The organism is Promicromonospora sp. AC04, assembly GCF_003058225.1.
In the GTDB taxonomy this organism is placed as follows: domain Bacteria; phylum Actinomycetota; class Actinomycetes; order Actinomycetales; family Cellulomonadaceae; genus Promicromonospora.
The window spans coordinates 123786-140943 of record NZ_QBUG01000014.1 but is presented as its reverse complement, the minus strand read 5'-3'; the positions used below and the strand labels follow the sequence as shown (position 1 = coordinate 140943).

23 protein-coding genes are annotated in these 17158 nt (G+C 71.8%); 14 read left to right on the top strand and 9 right to left on the bottom strand.

What is annotated here, in order from left to right:
* Position 1 precedes the first annotated feature (1 nt).
* Together C8K30_RS27910 and C8K30_RS27905 are read left to right on the top strand one after the other, a co-directional pair.
* Positions 2 to 373: a type II toxin-antitoxin system RelE/ParE family toxin gene (locus C8K30_RS27910; protein ID WP_108496159.1), complete on the top strand. Its 372-nt coding sequence runs from the start codon at positions 2 to 4 to the stop codon at positions 371 to 373.
* A complete protein-coding gene (locus C8K30_RS27905) occupies positions 370 to 696 on the top strand; it encodes a helix-turn-helix domain-containing protein (protein ID WP_108496158.1) in 327 nt (108 codons plus the stop codon). Before C8K30_RS27910 ends, C8K30_RS27905 begins: the two co-directional genes overlap by 4 nt.
* Positions 697 to 699: 3 nt before the next feature.
* On the opposite strand, the gene C8K30_RS27900 is transcribed toward C8K30_RS27905, so the two are convergent.
* Positions 700 to 1083, bottom strand: a complete 384-nt coding sequence (locus tag C8K30_RS27900; protein ID WP_108496157.1) for a VOC family protein — start codon at positions 1081 to 1083, stop codon at positions 700 to 702.
* A 9-nt stretch (positions 1084 to 1092) separates the two neighbouring features.
* On the bottom strand, positions 1093 to 1566 hold the full coding sequence (locus C8K30_RS27895) for a MarR family winged helix-turn-helix transcriptional regulator (RefSeq protein WP_199230739.1): 474 nt from the start codon (positions 1564 to 1566) through the stop codon (positions 1093 to 1095).
* Between the two features lie 77 nt (positions 1567 to 1643).
* Between C8K30_RS27895 and C8K30_RS27890 the strand changes: the two genes are divergently transcribed.
* The 4 genes from C8K30_RS27890 to C8K30_RS27875 all read left to right on the top strand — a co-directional run bounded on the left by C8K30_RS27890 (position 1644) and on the right by C8K30_RS27875 (position 3931).
* The gene (locus C8K30_RS27890) at positions 1644 to 2099 is read left to right on the top strand and encodes a nitroreductase/quinone reductase family protein (RefSeq protein ID WP_108496156.1); all 456 of its coding nucleotides are present in this window, start codon (positions 1644 to 1646) and stop codon (positions 2097 to 2099) included.
* Positions 2100 to 2114: 15 nt separating this feature from the next.
* A complete protein-coding gene (locus tag C8K30_RS27885; protein ID WP_233257528.1) occupies positions 2115 to 2570 on the top strand; it encodes a nitroreductase family deazaflavin-dependent oxidoreductase in 456 nt (151 codons plus the stop codon).
* Between the two features lie 36 nt (positions 2571 to 2606).
* Positions 2607 to 3056, top strand: coding sequence for a DUF5959 family protein (locus tag C8K30_RS27880; RefSeq protein ID WP_146197616.1), 450 nt, complete (start codon positions 2607 to 2609; stop codon positions 3054 to 3056).
* A gap of 158 nt (positions 3057 to 3214) precedes the next feature.
* Positions 3215 to 3931, top strand: coding sequence for a DUF1684 domain-containing protein (locus C8K30_RS27875; protein ID WP_108496154.1), 717 nt, complete (start codon positions 3215 to 3217; stop codon positions 3929 to 3931).
* An 8-nt stretch (positions 3932 to 3939) separates the two neighbouring features.
* Here C8K30_RS27875 and C8K30_RS27870 read toward each other — a convergent pair whose 3' ends face one another.
* Positions 3940 to 4257 carry an XRE family transcriptional regulator gene (locus C8K30_RS27870; RefSeq protein WP_108496153.1) on the bottom strand — a complete coding sequence of 106 codons (318 nt, stop codon included), beginning with the start codon at positions 4255 to 4257 and terminating at the stop codon, positions 3940 to 3942.
* A gap of 3 nt (positions 4258 to 4260) precedes the next feature.
* Positions 4261 to 4614: a type II toxin-antitoxin system RelE/ParE family toxin gene (locus C8K30_RS27865; protein ID WP_108496152.1), complete on the bottom strand. Its 354-nt coding sequence runs from the start codon at positions 4612 to 4614 to the stop codon at positions 4261 to 4263.
* A 244-nt stretch (positions 4615 to 4858) separates the two neighbouring features.
* On the opposite strand from C8K30_RS27865, the gene C8K30_RS27860 reads away from it, so the two are divergent.
* From C8K30_RS27860 to C8K30_RS27845, 4 genes are all read left to right on the top strand, one after another.
* Positions 4859 to 5617: a VIT family protein gene (locus C8K30_RS27860; RefSeq protein WP_108496151.1), complete on the top strand. Its 759-nt coding sequence runs from the start codon at positions 4859 to 4861 to the stop codon at positions 5615 to 5617.
* Positions 5618 to 5633: 16 nt separating this feature from the next.
* Positions 5634 to 6911, top strand: coding sequence for an arginine deiminase (locus tag C8K30_RS27855; RefSeq protein WP_108496150.1), 1278 nt, complete (start codon positions 5634 to 5636; stop codon positions 6909 to 6911).
* 194 nt (positions 6912 to 7105) lie between these two features.
* On the top strand, positions 7106 to 7285 hold the full coding sequence (locus C8K30_RS27850; RefSeq protein ID WP_108496149.1) for a hypothetical protein: 180 nt from the start codon (positions 7106 to 7108) through the stop codon (positions 7283 to 7285).
* A 142-nt stretch (positions 7286 to 7427) separates the two neighbouring features.
* On the top strand, positions 7428 to 7898 hold the full coding sequence (locus C8K30_RS27845; RefSeq protein ID WP_108496148.1) for an HNH endonuclease: 471 nt from the start codon (positions 7428 to 7430) through the stop codon (positions 7896 to 7898).
* 89 nt (positions 7899 to 7987) lie between these two features.
* On the opposite strand, the gene C8K30_RS27840 is transcribed toward C8K30_RS27845, so the two are convergent.
* Both C8K30_RS27840 and C8K30_RS27835 read right to left on the bottom strand, forming a co-directional pair.
* Positions 7988 to 8809: an SDR family NAD(P)-dependent oxidoreductase gene (locus tag C8K30_RS27840; RefSeq protein ID WP_108496147.1), complete on the bottom strand. Its 822-nt coding sequence runs from the start codon at positions 8807 to 8809 to the stop codon at positions 7988 to 7990.
* A complete protein-coding gene (locus C8K30_RS27835; RefSeq protein ID WP_108496146.1) occupies positions 8806 to 9462 on the bottom strand; it encodes a TetR/AcrR family transcriptional regulator in 657 nt (218 codons plus the stop codon). The genes C8K30_RS27840 and C8K30_RS27835 overlap by 4 nt, the downstream gene beginning before the upstream one ends.
* Before the next feature lie 102 nt (positions 9463 to 9564).
* On the opposite strand from C8K30_RS27835, the gene C8K30_RS27830 reads away from it, so the two are divergent.
* The 3 genes from C8K30_RS27830 to C8K30_RS31510 all read left to right on the top strand — a co-directional run bounded on the left by C8K30_RS27830 (position 9565) and on the right by C8K30_RS31510 (position 13661).
* Positions 9565 to 10275, top strand: a complete 711-nt coding sequence (locus tag C8K30_RS27830; protein ID WP_108496145.1) for an SDR family oxidoreductase — start codon at positions 9565 to 9567, stop codon at positions 10273 to 10275.
* 144 nt (positions 10276 to 10419) lie between these two features.
* On the top strand, positions 10420 to 11943 hold the full coding sequence (rox, locus tag C8K30_RS27825; protein WP_233257527.1) for a rifampin monooxygenase: 1524 nt from the start codon (positions 10420 to 10422) through the stop codon (positions 11941 to 11943).
* A gap of 74 nt (positions 11944 to 12017) precedes the next feature.
* Positions 12018 to 13661 (top strand): ATPase, encoded by a 1644-nt coding sequence (locus C8K30_RS31510; protein ID WP_233257526.1) that lies wholly within the window; start codon positions 12018 to 12020, stop codon positions 13659 to 13661.
* Between the two features lie 49 nt (positions 13662 to 13710).
* Here C8K30_RS31510 and C8K30_RS27815 read toward each other — a convergent pair whose 3' ends face one another.
* The 3 genes from C8K30_RS27815 to C8K30_RS27805 all read right to left on the bottom strand — a co-directional run bounded on the left by C8K30_RS27815 (position 13711) and on the right by C8K30_RS27805 (position 16512).
* Positions 13711 to 14316, bottom strand: coding sequence for a TetR family transcriptional regulator (locus C8K30_RS27815; protein WP_108496144.1), 606 nt, complete (start codon positions 14314 to 14316; stop codon positions 13711 to 13713).
* 10 nt (positions 14317 to 14326) lie between these two features.
* On the bottom strand, positions 14327 to 15235 hold the full coding sequence (locus C8K30_RS27810; protein ID WP_108496143.1) for an SDR family oxidoreductase: 909 nt from the start codon (positions 15233 to 15235) through the stop codon (positions 14327 to 14329).
* Between the two features lie 215 nt (positions 15236 to 15450).
* Complete coding sequence (locus C8K30_RS27805; RefSeq protein ID WP_108496142.1) at positions 15451 to 16512, bottom strand: LLM class flavin-dependent oxidoreductase; 1062 nt, start codon at positions 16510 to 16512, stop codon at positions 15451 to 15453.
* A gap of 116 nt (positions 16513 to 16628) precedes the next feature.
* Here C8K30_RS27805 and C8K30_RS27800 point away from each other — a divergent pair, with 116 nt between their 5' ends.
* Positions 16629 to 17117, top strand: coding sequence for a GNAT family N-acetyltransferase (locus C8K30_RS27800; RefSeq protein ID WP_233257525.1), 489 nt, complete (start codon positions 16629 to 16631; stop codon positions 17115 to 17117).
* Positions 17118 to 17158 lie beyond the last annotated feature (41 nt).

Sequence of the window (17158 nt, the reverse complement as noted above, 5' to 3'; positions counted from 1 at the left end):
GATGGAGGAGTGGGAGATCCGAGTCACCGACGAGTTCCTCGCGTGGTTCGACACGGTCGATTACGAGTCGCAAGCGCTGGTTTCGGCCGCAATTGACAGGCTGGCGGACACCGGACCGCAGCTCGGCAGGCCATTGGTCGATCGGCTTGAGGGTTCACAGGTCCACAACATGAAGGAACTACGACCAGCGTCCAGTGGACGCAGCGAAGTCCGGGTGCTGTTCGTGTTCGATCCCTGGCGGTCGGCGATCCTGCTCGTCGGTGGCGACAAGTCGGGAAACTGGACCGCCTGGTACCGCACTGCGATCCCTGAGGCCGAGCGCTTGTATGTGGACTACGTCAAGGAGCGCGAAGAGGAGGAAGGCAGATCATGACCACGTCCCGGAAGTGGAGCGATGTACGACCCGAGGTCGCCGAGCGCCTCGGTGCCGAAGCACTCGCCGATGCGCACGAGCGGACCCAGGCGTACATCGACGGGTATCGGCTCGCAGAGCGCCGCAAGGAGCTCGGGCTGACACAGCTCGAGCTGGCCGAGCGGATGGGAATCACCAAGAGCCGGGTCTCGCAGATCGAGCGCGGGGAGGTCTCGACCTTCTCCGCGGTGGCTCGCTACGTCGAAGCGCTCGGTGGCACGATTCAGATCACTGCCGTCTTCGGCGACAGCACGTACCTCCTGCGGGGAACGCACGCGGCCTGAGCGTTAGCCCTGCGCCGGGGGCTGGATCAGGTCCCAGGGCATGCCGTACAGGTCCTCGAAGACCGCCACCGTCCCGTAGACCTCGTGCCGCGGCTCCTCACGGAACCGCACACCCGCCGCCACCATCCGCGCGTGCTGAGTGGCGAAGTCGTCCGTCTTGAGGAAGAACGCGACGGATCCGCCGGCCTGGTTGCCGACGGCGTCCGCGGCGTCGGTCAGGGCGAGCACAAGGCCCGTTCCGCCGTCCGCGGGGCCGACGACGACCCGCCGTCGGCCGGACGCGTTGGTCTCGTCCTCCCGCAGGGCGAACCCGAGAGCATCGACGAAGAAGGTGATCGCCTCGTCCTGGTCGCGGACGAGGTAGGTGGCATCGGAGAGTCGCAGCACCCAGTGATCCTAGGCGTGATCCCAGGTGGCACGGGCCGAGCCGACGACGGCCGACGCGAGCCGGCAGAACGTCGCACGGTCCTTGACGGGGAGCGGTTCGAGCAGCTCGCCGAGCGCGCTCGCGACCCCGGTCCCGAAGGCGACCATCGCCTGGCCCCCGTCCTCCGTCAGCGTCACCTGGACGGCACGGCGGTCGCCCGGCACGGGGGTCCGCTCGACCAGCCCGCGCCGCTCGGCCCGGTCGACGAGCCCGGTCAGAGCCGCCTTCTCGATCCCCAGGGACTGCGCCAGGTCGACCATGCGCCGGGGCTGTTCGCCCAGGCCGCAGAGCAGCCTGCCCTGCATCGGAGTGAGCTCGTGCTCCTCGGCCACTCGCGCCATGGTGCTCGTCAGCACTATCGCGAGCTCCACGAGCTCGGGCAGCTCGCCCAAGCCGTGCGCGGTGCAGCGCAACACATCGGTGGTCGTCTCGTCGGGCCTCACCCGTCAAAGGTACACAGCGCAAATGGTTATGGCCATGTATAGTCAATGGCACGAACCATCGGACGGAAGGCCACGCCATGAGCTTCACCCACCCCACCGGCACCCGCGGCGCCAGGCAGCCCAGCCGGTCCACCAACTGGATCAACAAGCTGGTCGCGCGCCGCGCCCGGCGCGCGAGCGGCAAGACCATGGGCATGAACCTGCTGGTCCTGACCACTATCGGACGCAAGAGCGGGGAGCCCCGCGCGACGCCGGTCGGTTACTTCCCCGGCCCGGACGGAGGCTGGCTGATCGCGGCGTCGGCGGCCGGGGCCGCGGCCAACCCCGCCTGGTACCTCAACCTCGCGGCGCACCCGGACCAGGTGACCGTCGAGCTGGCGGGCCGCAAGGTCGCCGTGACCGCCGAGGAGCTGCACGGCACCGAACGCGAGCAGGCCTGGACGCAGATCACCACCGACGCGCCGGCGTTCCGCAAGTACGAGACGGCGACCGACCGGGAGATCCCGGTCATCCGGCTGACCCCGAAGGACTGACAGGAAGGCACCTCCATGGGCTTCACCCATCCCACCGGCACCCGGGGCGCCAGGCAGCCCGGCCGCATGTTCCGCGTGATGAACCGGCTGCTCCTGAGGCGCGCCCGGCGCACCGAGGCCAAGACCATGGGGATGAACCTCCTGGTCCTGACCACTGTCGGACGCAAGAGCGGGCAGGCCCGCGTGAACCCGCTCGCGTGGTTCCCCGGCCCGGACGGCAGCTGGCTGATCGTGGCATCCGCCGGGGGCGCCCCCGCCAACCCGGCGTGGTACCTCAACCTGGCCGCCCACCCGGACCAGGTCACGGTCGAGCAGGGCGGCCGCAAGGTCGCCGTCACGGCCGAGGAGCTGCACGGCACCGAGCGCGAGCAGGCCTGGAAGCAGATCACCGCCGAGGCGGAGCAGTTCCGCCGGTACGAGGAGACGACCGACCGGGAGATCCCCGTCATCCGGCTCACACCCACGCCCTGAGCCCCCGTGCGGGTGACCCGTGGTTGACTCCCGCCCGTGACATCACAGGATACAGGTGTGCCGTGCGAGCTCTTCCGCTTCGGGGTCGAGGGGAATGTGGTGGCCCTTCGCCTCGACTCCCTGGATCAGCGGCCCGGCGGGAGCGTCGAACAGGCTAGCGGCACGATCGAGATCGACTGTGGAGACCTCGCGGCCGGACGCGGGGTCAGGGGTGTACTGCCCACCTTCGTCGCCGCGGACGACGTCGACGCCTGGCGGAAGGTCCTCGACGCGCTGGACATGGGGTACGACGTCGCCTGGCGCGAGGACTTGCGCGCCGACGAGGTGCACGTCCGCTGGGAGGACGACGACACCCTCATCGTCACCGTCCGCGACAGGATGGGCCTGCTGACCGACGTGACGACCGTCGCGCCCGTGTCCGACGACTGGTTCGACGACGCCTACGACCGCCTCGAGCGCGTCTACGCGCTGTTTGAGCGCCGGTGACGGCACGTTGTCAGCCGCTCCGCCAACGTGTTCTCCGACGGGTACGCGCTGCAGATGGCGAAGGTGTCCGGTTCGGTCGCCGCGGGCTGCACCACACGACGCTCCGGGTGCCCGTGTGACGACCCGGCCGACCCCCGGCGGTAGGTAGTGTCGTACGCATGACGCACGCCGCCACCACGTCCCCGGTCACCACAGCCCTCCGGACCGCGGACTGGCGGCGGCGCGTCTTCGCGCTGTACTCCGAAGCTCGCGCCCGCGCCGTGGTGAACCCGGCCGCCGCGCACGCCGGATGGATCACCGCCCGGGACGAGCTCTTCGCGACCCACCCGGCGTCGCCCATCCTGCCCGAGGACAAGCCCGGCTTCACCGGCCTGTCCGTCACCCCCTACGACCCGGCCTGGCGCCTCACCGCCCCGGTCGTTCCCGCGGAGCCCGGGCCCGACGGCGCGCCGCGCCGCCTCGACGTCCCCACCGGGACCGACGGCGTCGTGCCGTTCGAGCTGCTCGGCACGGTCGCCCTCCGCTCCGACGCCCTGGGTGACCTCGGCACGCTCGACGTCTGGCGCCTCGCCTCGTACGGCGGCAGCCTGTTCGTGCCGATCAAGGACGCGCTGGCCGGCTCGCCCGGCGGCACCTACGGCGGCGGCCGCTACCTCCTGGACACCATCAAGGGCGCGTGGCTCGGCCACACCGGCGGCTCCGACGGCGGCGAGGGCGGCGGTCCCGACGACTTCGGCGTCGGCGACCTGGTGCTCGACCTCAACTTCGCCTACAACCCGTCCTGCGCCTACGACCCGGCGTGGACGTGCCCGCTCGCACAACCGGGCAACACCCTGGACGTCGAGGTCCCGGTGGGCGAGCGCACCACGAAGTAGGGGGCCGGTCAGCCCTGCACGACGATGAACTCGTCGCCGAAGTCGGCAATCACCCGCAGTCGGCCACCGAGCGCCTCAACATACGAGCGCAGCGTGCCCAGCTCGGTCGAATCAAGTCGGCCGTGCTCGATCGCAGAGACCCGAGGCTGAGCCACACCCATACCTTGAGCGATCACCGCCTGGGTCATGTGCTGCGACCGCCGGATCTCAGCGAGCTTGTACGCACGCACCTGCTCGCGCATCTCGGCCATGATCTCCGCTGCCCGCGCCTCGTCCAGGCCAGCTGCAACAGCGTCGGTCCGTACCTCGTCCCATGAACGGGCCATCTCTCACACCTCCTCGTCGTACTCGCCGGCGAGCCAGCGCTCGTAGCGATCCTCGGCAACCGGGATGTTCACCCGATACCGCTCGTCCCATCGACCGGCCTTGTCACCTGCCACGAGCAGAACCGCCCTCCTCGCAGGATCGAACACGAACAGGACGCGGACTGTGCTCGCGCGGAGCTCCTTGAGGTTGTGCACCGTCGAGGCCTTGATGGAATCAACCACGGGCCGGCCCAAGGAAGGACCAGAGCGGGCGAGCAACTCGATTGCCGCATGGACATGCTCCGCGACAGGATCCGACCCACGAACCAATTCGAGGAACCACGCATCAACCTCCTCGAGCAGGACGACCTTCCACATCCCTACCTCCACTATAACGCACATGTTATGAAAACTTCCCATCGTCCACCAGGTTGCCTAAGCCTGTGATGGGTCGAGTTTGCCAAGGTCGATGATCGTTCGCAGTGGATGCGGCGAATCAGTGCTTATACGCAACGCACAGGGCGGGAGAACAGCCGTCGGCCAATGCGCCACGGAAAGGTGAGGCTGTCCAACCCCTTCCGGGAAGTTGGCGGCGCGCTCCCGCTCCTGGTTGCCTGGGGCCATGACGACCGAACCGTCCGAGACGGATCGCCCCGAGGCCGGGCGCCCCGCCGTCGGGCATGCCGACGAACCGCACGCCGAGGGCCTCGCCGAGCGGCTGAACTGGCTGCGTGCCGGCGTGCTGGGCGCGAACGACGGGATCGTGTCGGTGGCGGCGGTCGCCGTCGGCGTCGGCGCGGCGACGTCGCAGACCGCGCCCATCCTCACCGCCGGCCTCGCCGCCCTCGTGGGCGGCGCGATCTCCATGGCGCTGGGCGAGTACGTGTCGGTCTCCAGCCAGTCCGACACCCAGAAGGCGCTCATCGCGAAGGAGCGGACCGAGCTCGCCGAGATGCCCGAGGAGGAGCTCGCCGAGCTGGCCGGGCTCTACGAGGCCAAGGGCCTCTCCCCCGCAACCGCCCGCCAGGTCGCCGTCGAGCTCACCGAGCACGACGCCCTCTCCGCGCACCTGGAGGCCGAGCTCAACATCGACGAGGACGAAGTGGTCAGCCCGTGGCACGCCGCGCTGGCCTCGGCGGTGGCCTTCACCCTGGGCGCCGTGCTCCCGCTCGCCGCGGTGCTCCTGATCCCCGAGCCCTGGCGGGTCGGCGCCACGTTCGCCGTCGTCCTGGCGGCGCTCGCAGGCACTGGCTGGACCGCCGCCTGGATCGGCGACGCACCGCGGGTGCGCGCCACGGCGCGCGTCGTCATCGGCGGGGCGCTCGCGCTGGGCGCGACCTTCGCGCTGGGCTCCCTGCTCGGCACGACGGCGGCCGGGTGAGTACCGTTAACGCCCGATGAACACCATCGACAGCACACCGCCCCCTGCCGGCTCACCCTCGTCGACGTACGGCGTCCACTCCGAGGTGGGCCGCCTCCGCAAGGTGCTGGTCTGCGCGCCAGGCCTGGCACACCAGCGCCTCACCCCGTCCAACTCGGCCGACCTGCTGTTCGACGACGTCCTCTGGGTGGAACGCGCCCAGCAGGACCACGCCGACTTCGTGGCCGAGCTGCGGGAGCGCGACGTCGACGTCGTCGAGCTGCACGCCCTGCTCGCCGAGACGCTCCGCGTGCCGGGCGCGCGCGACTGGCTGCTCGACCGCAAGATCGTGCCCGAGATCGTCGGCAACGGCCTGGTCGAGGCGACGCGCGAGTACCTCGAGTCCCTGCCGGAGCACGAGCTGGCCCGATACCTGATCGGCGGCCTCGCCGTCGCCGACGTGCCCGAGCTGCCGCCGGGCTTCCGCGCGCTCGCGGACGTCAGCCCGGACGCGCGCGAGTACCTCATGCCGCCGCTGCCGAACACGCTCTTCACGCGCGACACCACCTGCTGGATCTACGGCGGCCTCACCCTGAACCCGCTGTACTGGCAGGCGCGCCGTGACGAGACCCTGCTCATGAAGGCGGTCTACTCGTTCCACCCCGACTTCGTGGGCAGCCGGGTGTGGTGGGGCGACCCGGAGAACGGCCACGGCGAGGCCACCTTCGAGGGCGGCGACATCATGCCCATCGGCAACGGCACCGTCCTGATGGGCATGAGCGAGCGCACCTCCCGCCAGGCGATCACGCAGGTCGCAGCCTCCCTGTTCCAGGAGGGCGCCGCCGAGCAGATCGTCGTGGCGGGCATGCCGCGGCTGCGCGCGGCCATGCACCTGGACACGATCATGACGTTCGTCGACGTCGACACCGTCACCGTCTACCCGCGGATCGTGGACCGCGTGCACCCGTTCGTGCTGCGCCCGGAGAACGGCCCGCTCGGCGTCTCCGTCACCGACGCCGGCGGGTCGTCCTTCCTCGATGTGGTGGGGCAGGTCTCCGGGCTGGGCGAGCTGCGGGTCATCGAGACCGGCGGCGACGTCTACGAGTCCGAGCGCCAGCAGTGGGACAGCGGCAACAACTCCGTCGCCGTCGAGCCCGGGGTCGTGTTCACGTACGACCGCAACACCACCACCAACGACCTGCTGCGCAAGGCGGGTGTCGACGTGATCGAGATCGCGGGCGGCGAGCTGGGCCGCGGCCGCGGCGGCGGCCACTGCATGACGTGCCCGATCATCCGGGAGCCCGTCAGCTGGTGACCTGTAGCTGCGGCGCGACACGCCGTGATGCCACGCCACGCCGGGGTACTTGATGCATCCTTGGGTTGCAGTTCCGGAAAAGCCATAGACGCTGCCAAGTCCTCGTTGTACCTTTCTTCACACACGGACTAGTGCCGTGTCGGCAGGTTGTGTGTCTGTGACCACCTGCTCGAGCACTCAGCACCACATCAGTCATGCCGAACAGCTACATCGAACTAGACGGGAAGGACGAGATCACGATGGCCCGCACCAGCATTGCGCTCCAGGCCTCCGGCCTGTGCAAGGTCAGTGCTGCCACCGAATCGTCCTACCCCACCATTGCGCAGCATCTCTGGGACGGCCGCGAGGCCATACGGGGCGCCATACGCCGCTGATCCGGTTCTGCCGGACCAGTGAACGTGAGCCGCCTCGGGATGTCTGTTCCCGGGCGGCTCTTGTCGTCCCGGGCCCGGACAGCACGACCTGAACATCAGCGAGAAGAACCGAGACGACAAGCTCACCGGAAGGAGCAGGCCCGTGGCCGACGTCCTAGTCCTCAATGCCGGCTACGAGCCGCTGCACCGGGTATCGGTCCGGCACGCCATCCACATGCTCGTGCGCGAGGTCGCGGTCGTGGAGGAGGCGGTCGACGGCCGTTCCTTCGGGCCGTTCCCCTTACCGCGCGTGCTGCGGCTGGTCCGGTACGTGACGATGCGGTGGCTCTACAAGTCGGGCGGGGCGCCCGCGTGCACCAAGCAGGGTGTGAAGCGGCGCGACGGCCTGTGCGCGTACTGCGGCGGCCCCGCCGAGACCGTGGACCACATCCTGCCGCGCTCGCGCGGCGGACCCTCGACGTGGATGAACCTCGTGGCCGCCTGCTACGCGTGCAACTCGCACAAGGCGGACCGCACGCCGGCCGAGGCCGGCATGGTGCTCTACGTGACGCCACACGTCCCGCGCGCGGAGTACGCCCGCGCCATCCGGCACCGGGCGGCCCGCGCGGCGTAGCCCGGGCACGGTGAGCTCGGCAAAAGGTCAGGTGATCGGCAACTCGGGTTGCCCATCACCTGACCTTTTGCCGATCTACGCCATGGGTCTCACCGACGGGCGCACAGCTCCTCGCTGACGGCGCGCAGGCGCTCGCGCAGCTCCGGGCGATAGGCGTCGTCCATCGCCCGGGCCTCCCGAAGGCCGTCGTAGAACCGTCCCGTGACACCCTCCAGCGCCGGGTCCTCGATGAGCCGCAGGGTGGCCTCGACACCGCTCTCCAGGGAGTCGATGCTGTGCCCGACGCTCTCCAGGACCATCTTGGTAGGCATGTAGGTCCCCGGGTGCAGGCTGTTCACCGTGACCTCCTGCGCCGGAAGCTCGCTCGCCAGGGTGAAGCCGTCCGCGATGAGGGCCAGCTTGGACCGGCCGTACGCACGCGTCCCGCTGTAGCCGTGCGCCATGGTCAGGTCGTCGACGTCGATCGGCGACTGCCCGATCGAGGCGACGTTCACCACCCGCGCCGGCGCCCCTGCGCGCAGCAGGGGAAGCAGGTCGCGCGTGAGCGCGAACGGTGCGAGGTAGTTGACCGCGAGGCGCAGCTCGTTGCCGTCCGCGGTGAGCCGCCGGTCGACGCCGTCGGGCTCTCCGCCACCGACCCCGGCGTTGTTCACGAGCACGTCGAGACGTCCCGTCACGGCGCTGATCTGCGTGGCGAGCGCGTGCACCTGGGCCACCTCGGACAGGTCGGCCCGCACCGTGACGACGTCCGCAGCGCGGTCCCGCAGGTCCGCACGGAGCCGAGCCAGCCGCTCGGGACTGCGTCCGTGCAGGATCAGCAGGTGGTCCCGCCGGTCCGCCAGGCGTTCCGCGAGCGCTCGCCCGAGGCCGTCGGTAGCCCCGGTCAGCGCGATCACGCGTGTGGTCGTCATGGCTGCTCCTTGTCGTCTTGATCACGGTCTTGATCGCGGTTCTCCGGACCTGGGTTCGCCTCGGGGCGCGCGGAGAGCAGGGCCGTCAGCGCGTCCGTGGGTGCGTCGGCCGGGATCTCGTCGCGGGCGAGCAGCCAGTACCAGATGGTGCCGAACACCAGGTCGGCGATGAGCCCCGGGTCGATCGGCGGCAGATCGCCGCGCCGCGCCGCCCGGTCGGTGAGAGTGGCGAGCGCGGCCCGGCGTCGTGCCAGGAATCCCTCACGGAACCGCTGCCCGAACCCGGGATCGATCTGCGCCTCGGCCATGAGCGCCCGGAGCACCGGCGCGACGCCGGGAACACGCCCCAGCTCGTAGGAGTCGCGCAGGAAGGCGGACAGGTCCGCGGCCCAGGATCCGTGATCGGTGGTGGAGATCCGCAGCTCGGCCTTCACGCTGAGCGCCTCCAGCAGGACGTCCGCCTTGTGCGACCACCACCGGTACACCGTGCGCTTGCTCGATCCCGCTCGGGCGGCGATGCCCTCGATCGTCAGCGCGTGATAGCCGACCTCGGCGACCTGCTCGTACGCGGCGGTGAGGATCGCGATACGGCCCTCTTCGCTCCGCTTGCGGCCACGCCGCGCCGCTGGTTCGGCGGCCGGTTCCGTCGTCATACCGGAGAGCCTACCGCTTTAGGGAACGCAGCGGTTCGCAATTGGCCGTGATGGGCGCTACCTTTATGGAAACGCACCGGTTCACAAATCGAAAGGTCTGTCATGACAACGACGCTCATCATCGGTGGCAGCTCCGGCATCGGGCTGGCCACGGCGCGCCTGCTCCTCGCACGCGGGGACGAGGTGCACATCGCCGGGCGCTCGGTGGAACGGCTCGACGCCGCACGGAGCGCGCTCGGCGACGTGCCGGCCCACGTGCTCGACGCGCTCGACACCGAGGCGGTCGGCGCGCTCGCCGCGAAGCTGGCGCCGGTCGACCGGCTCGTCCTGACGCTCTCCGGCAACGAGGGCGCCGGCCGGCTCGCCGAGCTCGACATCGCCGCCCTCCGCCGCGCGTTCGACGCCAAGTTCTGGGGCCACGTCACCGCCCTGCGTGCCACGCTCCCCCACCTCGGCGAGAACGCGTCGATCACCCTCCTCGGGGCGATCACGGCACGCGCAGGCATGCCGGGCACCGCCGGGATCGCGGCGGTCAACGCCGCCGTCGAGGCGCTCGTCGCGCCGCTCGCCGCGGAGCTCGCGCCCGTCCGGGTCAACGCCGTCTCACCCGGCTACGTCGACACACCCTGGTGGGACATGCTCCCCGAGCCCGACAGGCGCGCGTTCTTCGACGGCGTCGCGAGCGGGCTGCCGACGCGCAGGATCGCCACCGCCGACGACGTCGCCGAGGTCGTCACGCTGGCCGCCACCAACCCGAACCTCACCGGAACGGTCATCGAGGCCGACGGCGGCGCCCGGCTGGTCGCCGCGTAGGACCTGTCCCACGGATGGCCCGATCACGCACTCCCCGCCACTCTCAACCTATAGCGCACCGGGGGTCTTGCGGCAAGGCCCCGGTCGTGCCGCAGAATCGTCGGCCCGGGCCAAGGCCTGCGGAAACAGGGAGTGGGGGCGTTCATGACTGACACGACTGACGTGATCGACGTGATCGTGGCGGGCGGCGGGCCGACCGGCATGATGCTGGCGGCCGAGCTGCGGCTGCAGGGCGTGCGGGTGCTCGTGCTGGAGAAGGACACCGAGCCGAACCGAGTGGTCCGCGGGCTCGGGCTGCATGCGCGCAGCGTCGAGGTGCTGGACCAGCGCGGCCTGCTGGAGCGGTTCCTGCCGCTAGGCAAGCAGTACCCCCTGCACGGCTCCTTCGCCGGCATCAGCAAGCCCGCACCGGACGGGCTGGACACCGCGCACCCGTACGTCCTCGGCATCCCGCAGACCGTCACCGAACGCCTGCTGACCGAGCACGCCGTCGAGGTCGGCATCGAGCTCCGGCGCGGCTGCGAGCTGGTCGGACTGAGCCAGGACGACCAGGGCGTGACCGCCGAGCTGGCCGACGGCGCGCGGCTGCGCTCGCGCTACCTCGTCGGCTGCGACGGCGGCCGCAGCACCGTGCGCAAGCTGCTCGGCGTCGGCTTCCCCGGCGAGCCCGCGAGCACCGAGTGGCTGCTGGGCGAGGTGGAGGTGGGTGTGCCGGCGGAGACTGTGGCCGCGGTGTCGGCCGAGGTCCGCGCCACACAGCGGGGGTTCGGCGCCGGGCCCGTCGGCGACGGGGTGTACCGCGTCGTCGTGCCCGCCGACGGCGTGGCCGAGGACCGCACGGTCCCGCCGACGCTCGAGGAGCTCAAGCAGCAGCTGCGGGTGCACGGCGGCACCGACTTCGGGGCGCACTCGCCCCGCTGGCTCTCCCGGTTCGGCGACGCCACCCGCCTCGCCGAGCACTACCGGACCGGCCGGGTGCTGCTGGCCGGCGACGCCGCGCACGTGCACCCGCCGCTCGGCGGCCAGGGCCTCAACCTCGGCCTCCAGGACGCGTTCAACCTCGGCTGGAAGCTGGCCGCCGAGGTCAACGGCTGGGCCCCGGAGGGGCTGCTGGACAGCTATCACGCCGAGCGGCACCCGGTGGCCGCCGGCGTGCTGGACTTCACCCGCGCGCAGGCCGAGCTGCTGTCCGTCGCGCCGGGCCCCCGGGCGGTGCGCCGGCTGGTGTCGGAGCTGATGGACCTCGAGGACGTGAACCGGTACCTGATCGAGAAGGTCACCGCCGTCGGGATCCGGTACGACCTCAGCGAACGATCGGGTGAACGATCGGGCGAACGGTCCGGCGAGGGGCACGAGCTGCTCGGCCGGCGGCTGCGCGACGTCGGCCTGCGGCAAGGCCGCCTCTACCAGCGGATGCACGGTGGTCGCGGAATGCTCCTCGACCGGACCGGCCGGCTCTCGGTCGACGGGTGGGCCGACCGGATCGAGCACGTCGTCGACGTCGGCGACGAGCTGGACGTGCCTGCGGTGCTGCTGCGGCCGGACGGCCACGTGGCCTGGGTCGGCGAGGACCAGGCGGACCTGCTCGTCGAGGTGCCCAGGTGGTTCGGCACCGCCGTCGGCCCGGCGACCACACCCGTCAGCGGGGAGCGGAAACATAACGGGTGAAAGTCACCGGTACCCTGGCCGCGTTCATGACCCACGCCACAACGATGTCCGGCGACCGGAGAAGGGGGCGCGCAGTGAGCGTCGAAACCGCGGGGTGGCCACGCGCCGAAGCGGTCGTGCGCGAGGACGGCTCAGGCCGCGTGACGATCAACGGCCAGATGGTGCCGGTCTACCGGGAAAGCCTGGGTGAGGCGCGCAGCGAGGTGATGCGCCTCATCATGGAGTACTCGACGAGCATCGGGCTGGCCATCGAGGTCCAGGCACAGGGCCCCGAGGGGCCGACCGGCCTCACGGTCTACCCGGACGGCAGCGTGGTGCAGGACGGCGGCGCGGGCGCCGCGCAAGCCGCCCAGGCCGCGATGCCGCCGAGCGACCCGGCGTCGATGATGCCCGAGCGGTCACCGGGTCCCCGGGCGGGCCACATGCGGCACAGCGCGCCCGACCAGGTCCCGGGCGGGCCCGCCGGCGCGATGCCCGGCGCCATGCCCATGTCGGGGCCGATGTCCGTGCCGGTCCCGGTGTCGATGTCCATGCAGACCCCCATGCCCTCCCCCGTACCGACTCGTCTGCCGGAGTATCAGGCCGGCCAGGTGCCGTCCGGCGTTCAGCCGCCCGCCGGACCCGCCGAGCCGCAGCGGATGAGTGTCATGGGCCGCGGCGCGGTGCCGTCGTCGTCGTTCCAGCAGCCGGCCCAGGGCCAGGGACCGGGCGGCCCGTTCGGGGGCTCCGCCCCGGCGGCCCCCGAGGCCTACGGCGAGTCCTTGTTCGGCCCGGCGACCGGGCCCGACGGCGGACGCCGCGACAGCCGCCGCTCGTTCCTGATGCAGGACCGGCTCGACGAGCCGGCCACCCAGGGCGTGCGCGGTGTGCTGGCGCGGGTCGGGTTCCGGGTGCGGCCCAACGAGTCCGAGCGGGCCGAGCGCGCGGACGAGCAGGTGGTGAGCCAGCACTGGCCCGGCCCGCGCACCATCTCGATAGTGAACGGCAAGGGCGGTGCGGGCAAGACGCCGGCCACGGTGCTGCTGTCGGCAGTCTTCTCCTCGCACGGCGGCTCCGGCGTCGTCGCGTGGGACAACAACCAGACGCGCGGCACGCTGGGCTGGCGCACCGAGCAGGGCCCGCACGAGGCGACCCTGCTCGACCTGATCCCGCAGACCGAGCACTTCCTGGGCCCGACGGCGCAGCTCGCCGACCTCGCCTGGTTCGTGCACCACCAGTCGCGCGACCGGTTCGACGTGCTGCGGTCCAAGCCGATGGCGCTCGCGCACGAGCAGCGCATCTCGTCGGAGGACGTCGACGCGATCCACGCGGTCCTCGCGAAGTACTACCGGATGATCTTCATCGACTCGGGCAACGACGAGTCCGACCCGATGTGGCTACGGATGATCGACCACACCGACCAGCTCGTGGTCGCCACCAGTACCCGCGACGACCACGCCGAGGCGGGCGCGCTGCTCCTGGAGGCGCTCTCGAACCGCGGGGAGCACATGGCCGAGCTGGCCCGTAAGGCGGTGGTCGTCGTGAGCCAGTCCGACCCCAAGGCGACTCCCGCCGACATGCGGCGCGTCGCCCAGGGGTACCGCTCGCTGGCGCGCGAGGTGGTCACCATCCCGTTCGACCCCGCCATGGTGGACGGCCAGCTCGTCTACCGCGCCCTGCGCCCGCAGACCCGCCGGGCGTGGCTCGCCGCGGGCGCGGCGCTCGCCCGGGGCTTCTGACGCCGGCGCCCTCTGGCACCGTTGCTCCTGACGCCGCGCCCGCCGGAGGTCACCCGGAGGCGGCCGGGGCGACGATCCGGGTGACGGCGCGGCGGACGTCGGCGCGCACGTCGTCCGCCGCCTCCGTGCCCTCCGGGGCGGCGAGGATCCCGCCCACGGTGAGCACCGAGCCGTGCACCGTGGCGAGGATCTGGCCGAGCAGCCGGTCGGCCGGCACCGTGGCGTCGATCCGCTCCGGGTGCCGCGCCTGGACGTCGCGCAGCGCCTCGACCTTGGCCGCGCTCGACGTCACCGACCGCTCCAGGGCGCCGAGCGCGCCCGGCCGCTCCAGCGTGTGCCAGAGCAGGAGCCGCACCAGCTCGGGGTGGCCCACCGTGAAGTCGAACAGGCGCCCGGCGTAGCCGGGCAGGTCGTCCGCGGTGAAGGGCACGGCGTCGAGCAGGTCGAGGATCCGCGCGCTCACCACCTGGTCGAACAGCGCCTCCTTGCCGCCGAAGTACGCGTAGATGCGCTGCTTGTTGGCCGAGGCGCCCTCGGCGATCCGGTCCACGCGCGCGCCGGCGAGCCCGTACCGCGCGAACTCCTCGGCCGCGGCCTCCAGGATGCGCTCGGGTGTCGAGGCGCGTCCGACGTCGGCAGCGGCGGGGATGGGCATGTGGCTCAGCCTAGCCCGCGGGCACCGCGGTCGAGGTGGTCTCCTCGGCGACGGACCAGAGGCGGGCTGCCGTGGCGTCGTCGCGCATGCGCCGGTTGAGCCGCGCCGGGACGGGTTCGCCCACCAGCATGAACCGAGGCCCGTAGTAGGCGCCGGACGGCGCACCGGGGTCGGCGGCGGCGAGCAGGATCGAACCGGCGCCCTCCGGCGGCGCCATCGAAGGCAGCGGTGACCGCGGGGTCCAACCGTTCCGCCGTTCCCGGCCCATGGTCGGTCCCGTGATCTGGAGGTTCGTCCGGGTGAACCCGGGGTGTGCCGCCGTGCTCACCAGGGCCCAGCCGCGGCGTGCGGCCAGGTGCGCGAGGTGCCGGGCCAGGTGCAGGTCGGCGAGCTTGGACTGCCCGTACGCGGCCCAGGCCCGGTACGGGCGCCGCTCCCAGTCGAGGTCGCCGAAGTCGATCCGCCCCCGGTTGGCCACGCCGGAGCTCATGGTGGCGACGCGCGGCGCGGGCGCCGCCAGCAGCATCGGCAGGAGCCGGTTGGTCAGGGCGAACGGGCCGAGAAAGTTGGTGCCCCACTGCAGCTCGTGGCCGTCGGCGGTCTCGTACCGCTGCGGCGGGACCATCACGCCCGCGTTGTTCACCAGGGTGTCGAGCCGGTCGAGGTCGCGCCCGAGCCCGTCGGCGAAGGCGCGGACCGACGCCAGGTCGGCGAGGTCCAGGAGCCGCACCTCGGCCCGTGCGTCGGGCCGGGTCGCGAGGACCTCCGCGAGGGCGTCTGCCCCCTTGTCCGGGTTGCGGACGGCGAGGACCACGTGGGCGCCGGCGGCGGCGAGGCGCTTGGCGGCCTCGCGGCCGGTGCCGCTGTTGGCACCGGTGACGACGACGGTGCGGCCGGTCTGATCGGGGACGGTGTACATGTGGGCTCCTCGGGCGGGATTCGATGTTGCCAACCAACAAGTTGGTTGGCCACTCCCACTATGCACCCGGCGCCTCCCCACGCACAACCCCCGTGCACGACGACGGGGTACCGGATCTGGTCAGATCCGATACCCCGTGTTCGCGGCGGTGCCCGCCGTGCCGGTCGCGGCCGTGCCGCGCGGCGCAGTCGTGCCGCGCGACGCGGTCGCGACGCTCAGGCGCTCAGGGCGCCCGCCACCAGCTCCAGCGTCTGCGAGCGCCCGAACGTCGCGTCCAGCGGCTCGTCGTCGCGCGAGCCGGCCACCGGCACGAGCATGACCTCCTCGACGCCGTGCCGCTCGGCCAGGCCGCGCACCTCGGCCGCGACGTGCTCGGCGTCGCCGATCAGCCAGCGCGTCCGCATCGCCTCGATGGACTGGGCGATCATGCCGTCGGCGGGCTCGTCGGCCGTGGCGCGCAGGGCCTCCTCGACGGTCTCCAGCGGGCCCAGCTTCTGGCCGGAGCGCAGCCGGGCCATCTGCCGCAGCTGCGGCAGGGCGCGGTCGTGGGCCTCGTCCGACGTCGGCGCCGCCACCGCGTTGACCGTGACGAACGTGCGCGGCTCCGGGTGCTCCGGCGAGGGGCGGTAGCCGTCCCGGTACAGGGCGAGGATCTGGTCCATGCCCTGCCCGGAGAAGTGGTTCGCGAACACGTACGGCAGCCCGAGCTCGGCGGCCAGGCGCGCGGAGTAGTCGCTGGAGCCGAGCAGCCACACGGTCGGCACGCTGCCGGCGGCCGGGGTGGCCCGCACGTCGTAGATGTCGCCCGAGACCAGGCGCAGCCGGGCACCGTCGGGCCCCATCAGGCTCAGGATGTCGGTGACGTGCTGCGGAAAGCGGTCCACGTCCGCCGTCGGACCCGTGGCGCGCAGCAGGGAGGTGACCACGGGGTCGCTGCCCGGGGCGCGGCCGATGCCGAGGTCGATGCGGCCGGGGGCCACGGCCTCCAGTGCCGCGAACTGCTCCGCGACCACGAGCGGGGCGTGGTTCGGCAGCATCACGCCGCCCGACCCCACCCGGATGCGGGAGGTCCGCGCGGCGGCGGCGGCGATCATCACGGGCGGCGACGACGCCGCGACCGCTGCCATGTTGTGGTGCTCCGCGAACCAGTAGCGCTCGTAGCCGAGCCGGTCGGCGAGCGCCGCCAGGTCGAGCGAGGCCGACAGGGCCTGGGCGCTGGTCTGGCCCGAGCGGACGGGCACGAGGTCAAGGACGGACAAGCGAGGCTGGGTATTCATCGCCTCTGTCAACCGTTCCGTGGCCTGGCATGTTCCTCCCGCGGGGCGCCGGAATCGCTGCCGGTATCGCGGGAGGTCATGGCGCCGACCCCCTTCGGCCTGACATGATCGCAAGCGTGTCTGTTGATGTGCGCCCCGCGACCGACGACGACGTCGATGCCGTGGTCGACCTTTTCCGCCAGTACCTACGGTTCTACGAGCAGGAGGTGCCCGACGCCGAAGCCCGCGCCTACCTGACCGCCCGCCGCGACTCGGGCGACAGCGTGCTCCTGGTCGCGGTGCTCGTGCCGGAAGGTGGCGACCCGGAGGAGACGGGCGCCGGCCATGAGCTGGTCGGGTTCGCGCAGAGCTACCCCACCTGGTCGTCCGTGAGCCTGAGCCGGTCCTGGGTCCTGAACGACCTGTTCGTCTCGCCGGCCGCGCGCGGGACGGGCGCCGGGCGCGCGCTGGTCCTGGACACGTGCCGCCGGGCCAAGGAGGCCGGCGCCATCCGCGTGTCGCTGGCCACCGCGTGGGACAACGTCGCCGCGCAGGGTCTGTACGAGTCGGAGGGCTTCGTGCGCGACCAGCATTTCCACCACTACGCGTACGTGACGGGCGCCTGACCGCTCGCTTGGCGTGCCCTCCCCGTACTTCCCCGCGCTCT

Coding starts and splice junctions, on each gene's coding strand:
- C8K30_RS27910 (WP_108496159.1), top strand. CDS start 2: ATGGAGGAGTGGGAGATCCGAGTCACCGACGAGTTCCTCGCGTGGTTC.
- C8K30_RS27905 (WP_108496158.1), top strand. CDS start 370: ATGACCACGTCCCGGAAGTGGAGCGATGTACGACCCGAGGTCGCCGAG.
- C8K30_RS27890 (WP_108496156.1), top strand. CDS start 1,644: ATGAGCTTCACCCACCCCACCGGCACCCGCGGCGCCAGGCAGCCCAGC.
- C8K30_RS27885 (WP_233257528.1), top strand. CDS start 2,115: ATGGGCTTCACCCATCCCACCGGCACCCGGGGCGCCAGGCAGCCCGGC.
- C8K30_RS27875 (WP_108496154.1), top strand. CDS start 3,215: ATGACGCACGCCGCCACCACGTCCCCGGTCACCACAGCCCTCCGGACC.
- C8K30_RS27870 (WP_108496153.1), bottom strand. CDS start 4,257: ATGGCCCGTTCATGGGACGAGGTACGGACCGACGCTGTTGCAGCTGGC.
- C8K30_RS27865 (WP_108496152.1), bottom strand. CDS start 4,614: ATGTGGAAGGTCGTCCTGCTCGAGGAGGTTGATGCGTGGTTCCTCGAA.
- C8K30_RS27860 (WP_108496151.1), top strand. CDS start 4,859: ATGACGACCGAACCGTCCGAGACGGATCGCCCCGAGGCCGGGCGCCCC.
- C8K30_RS27855 (WP_108496150.1), top strand. CDS start 5,634: ATGAACACCATCGACAGCACACCGCCCCCTGCCGGCTCACCCTCGTCG.
- C8K30_RS27850 (WP_108496149.1), top strand. CDS start 7,106: ATGCCGAACAGCTACATCGAACTAGACGGGAAGGACGAGATCACGATG.
- C8K30_RS27840 (WP_108496147.1), bottom strand. CDS start 8,809: ATGACGACCACACGCGTGATCGCGCTGACCGGGGCTACCGACGGCCTC.
- C8K30_RS27835 (WP_108496146.1), bottom strand. CDS start 9,462: ATGACGACGGAACCGGCCGCCGAACCAGCGGCGCGGCGTGGCCGCAAG.
- C8K30_RS27830 (WP_108496145.1), top strand. CDS start 9,565: ATGACAACGACGCTCATCATCGGTGGCAGCTCCGGCATCGGGCTGGCC.
- rox (WP_233257527.1), top strand. CDS start 10,420: ATGACTGACACGACTGACGTGATCGACGTGATCGTGGCGGGCGGCGGG.
- C8K30_RS27815 (WP_108496144.1), bottom strand. CDS start 14,316: ATGCCCATCCCCGCCGCTGCCGACGTCGGACGCGCCTCGACACCCGAG.
- C8K30_RS27810 (WP_108496143.1), bottom strand. CDS start 15,235: ATGTACACCGTCCCCGATCAGACCGGCCGCACCGTCGTCGTCACCGGT.
- C8K30_RS27805 (WP_108496142.1), bottom strand. CDS start 16,512: ATGAATACCCAGCCTCGCTTGTCCGTCCTTGACCTCGTGCCCGTCCGC.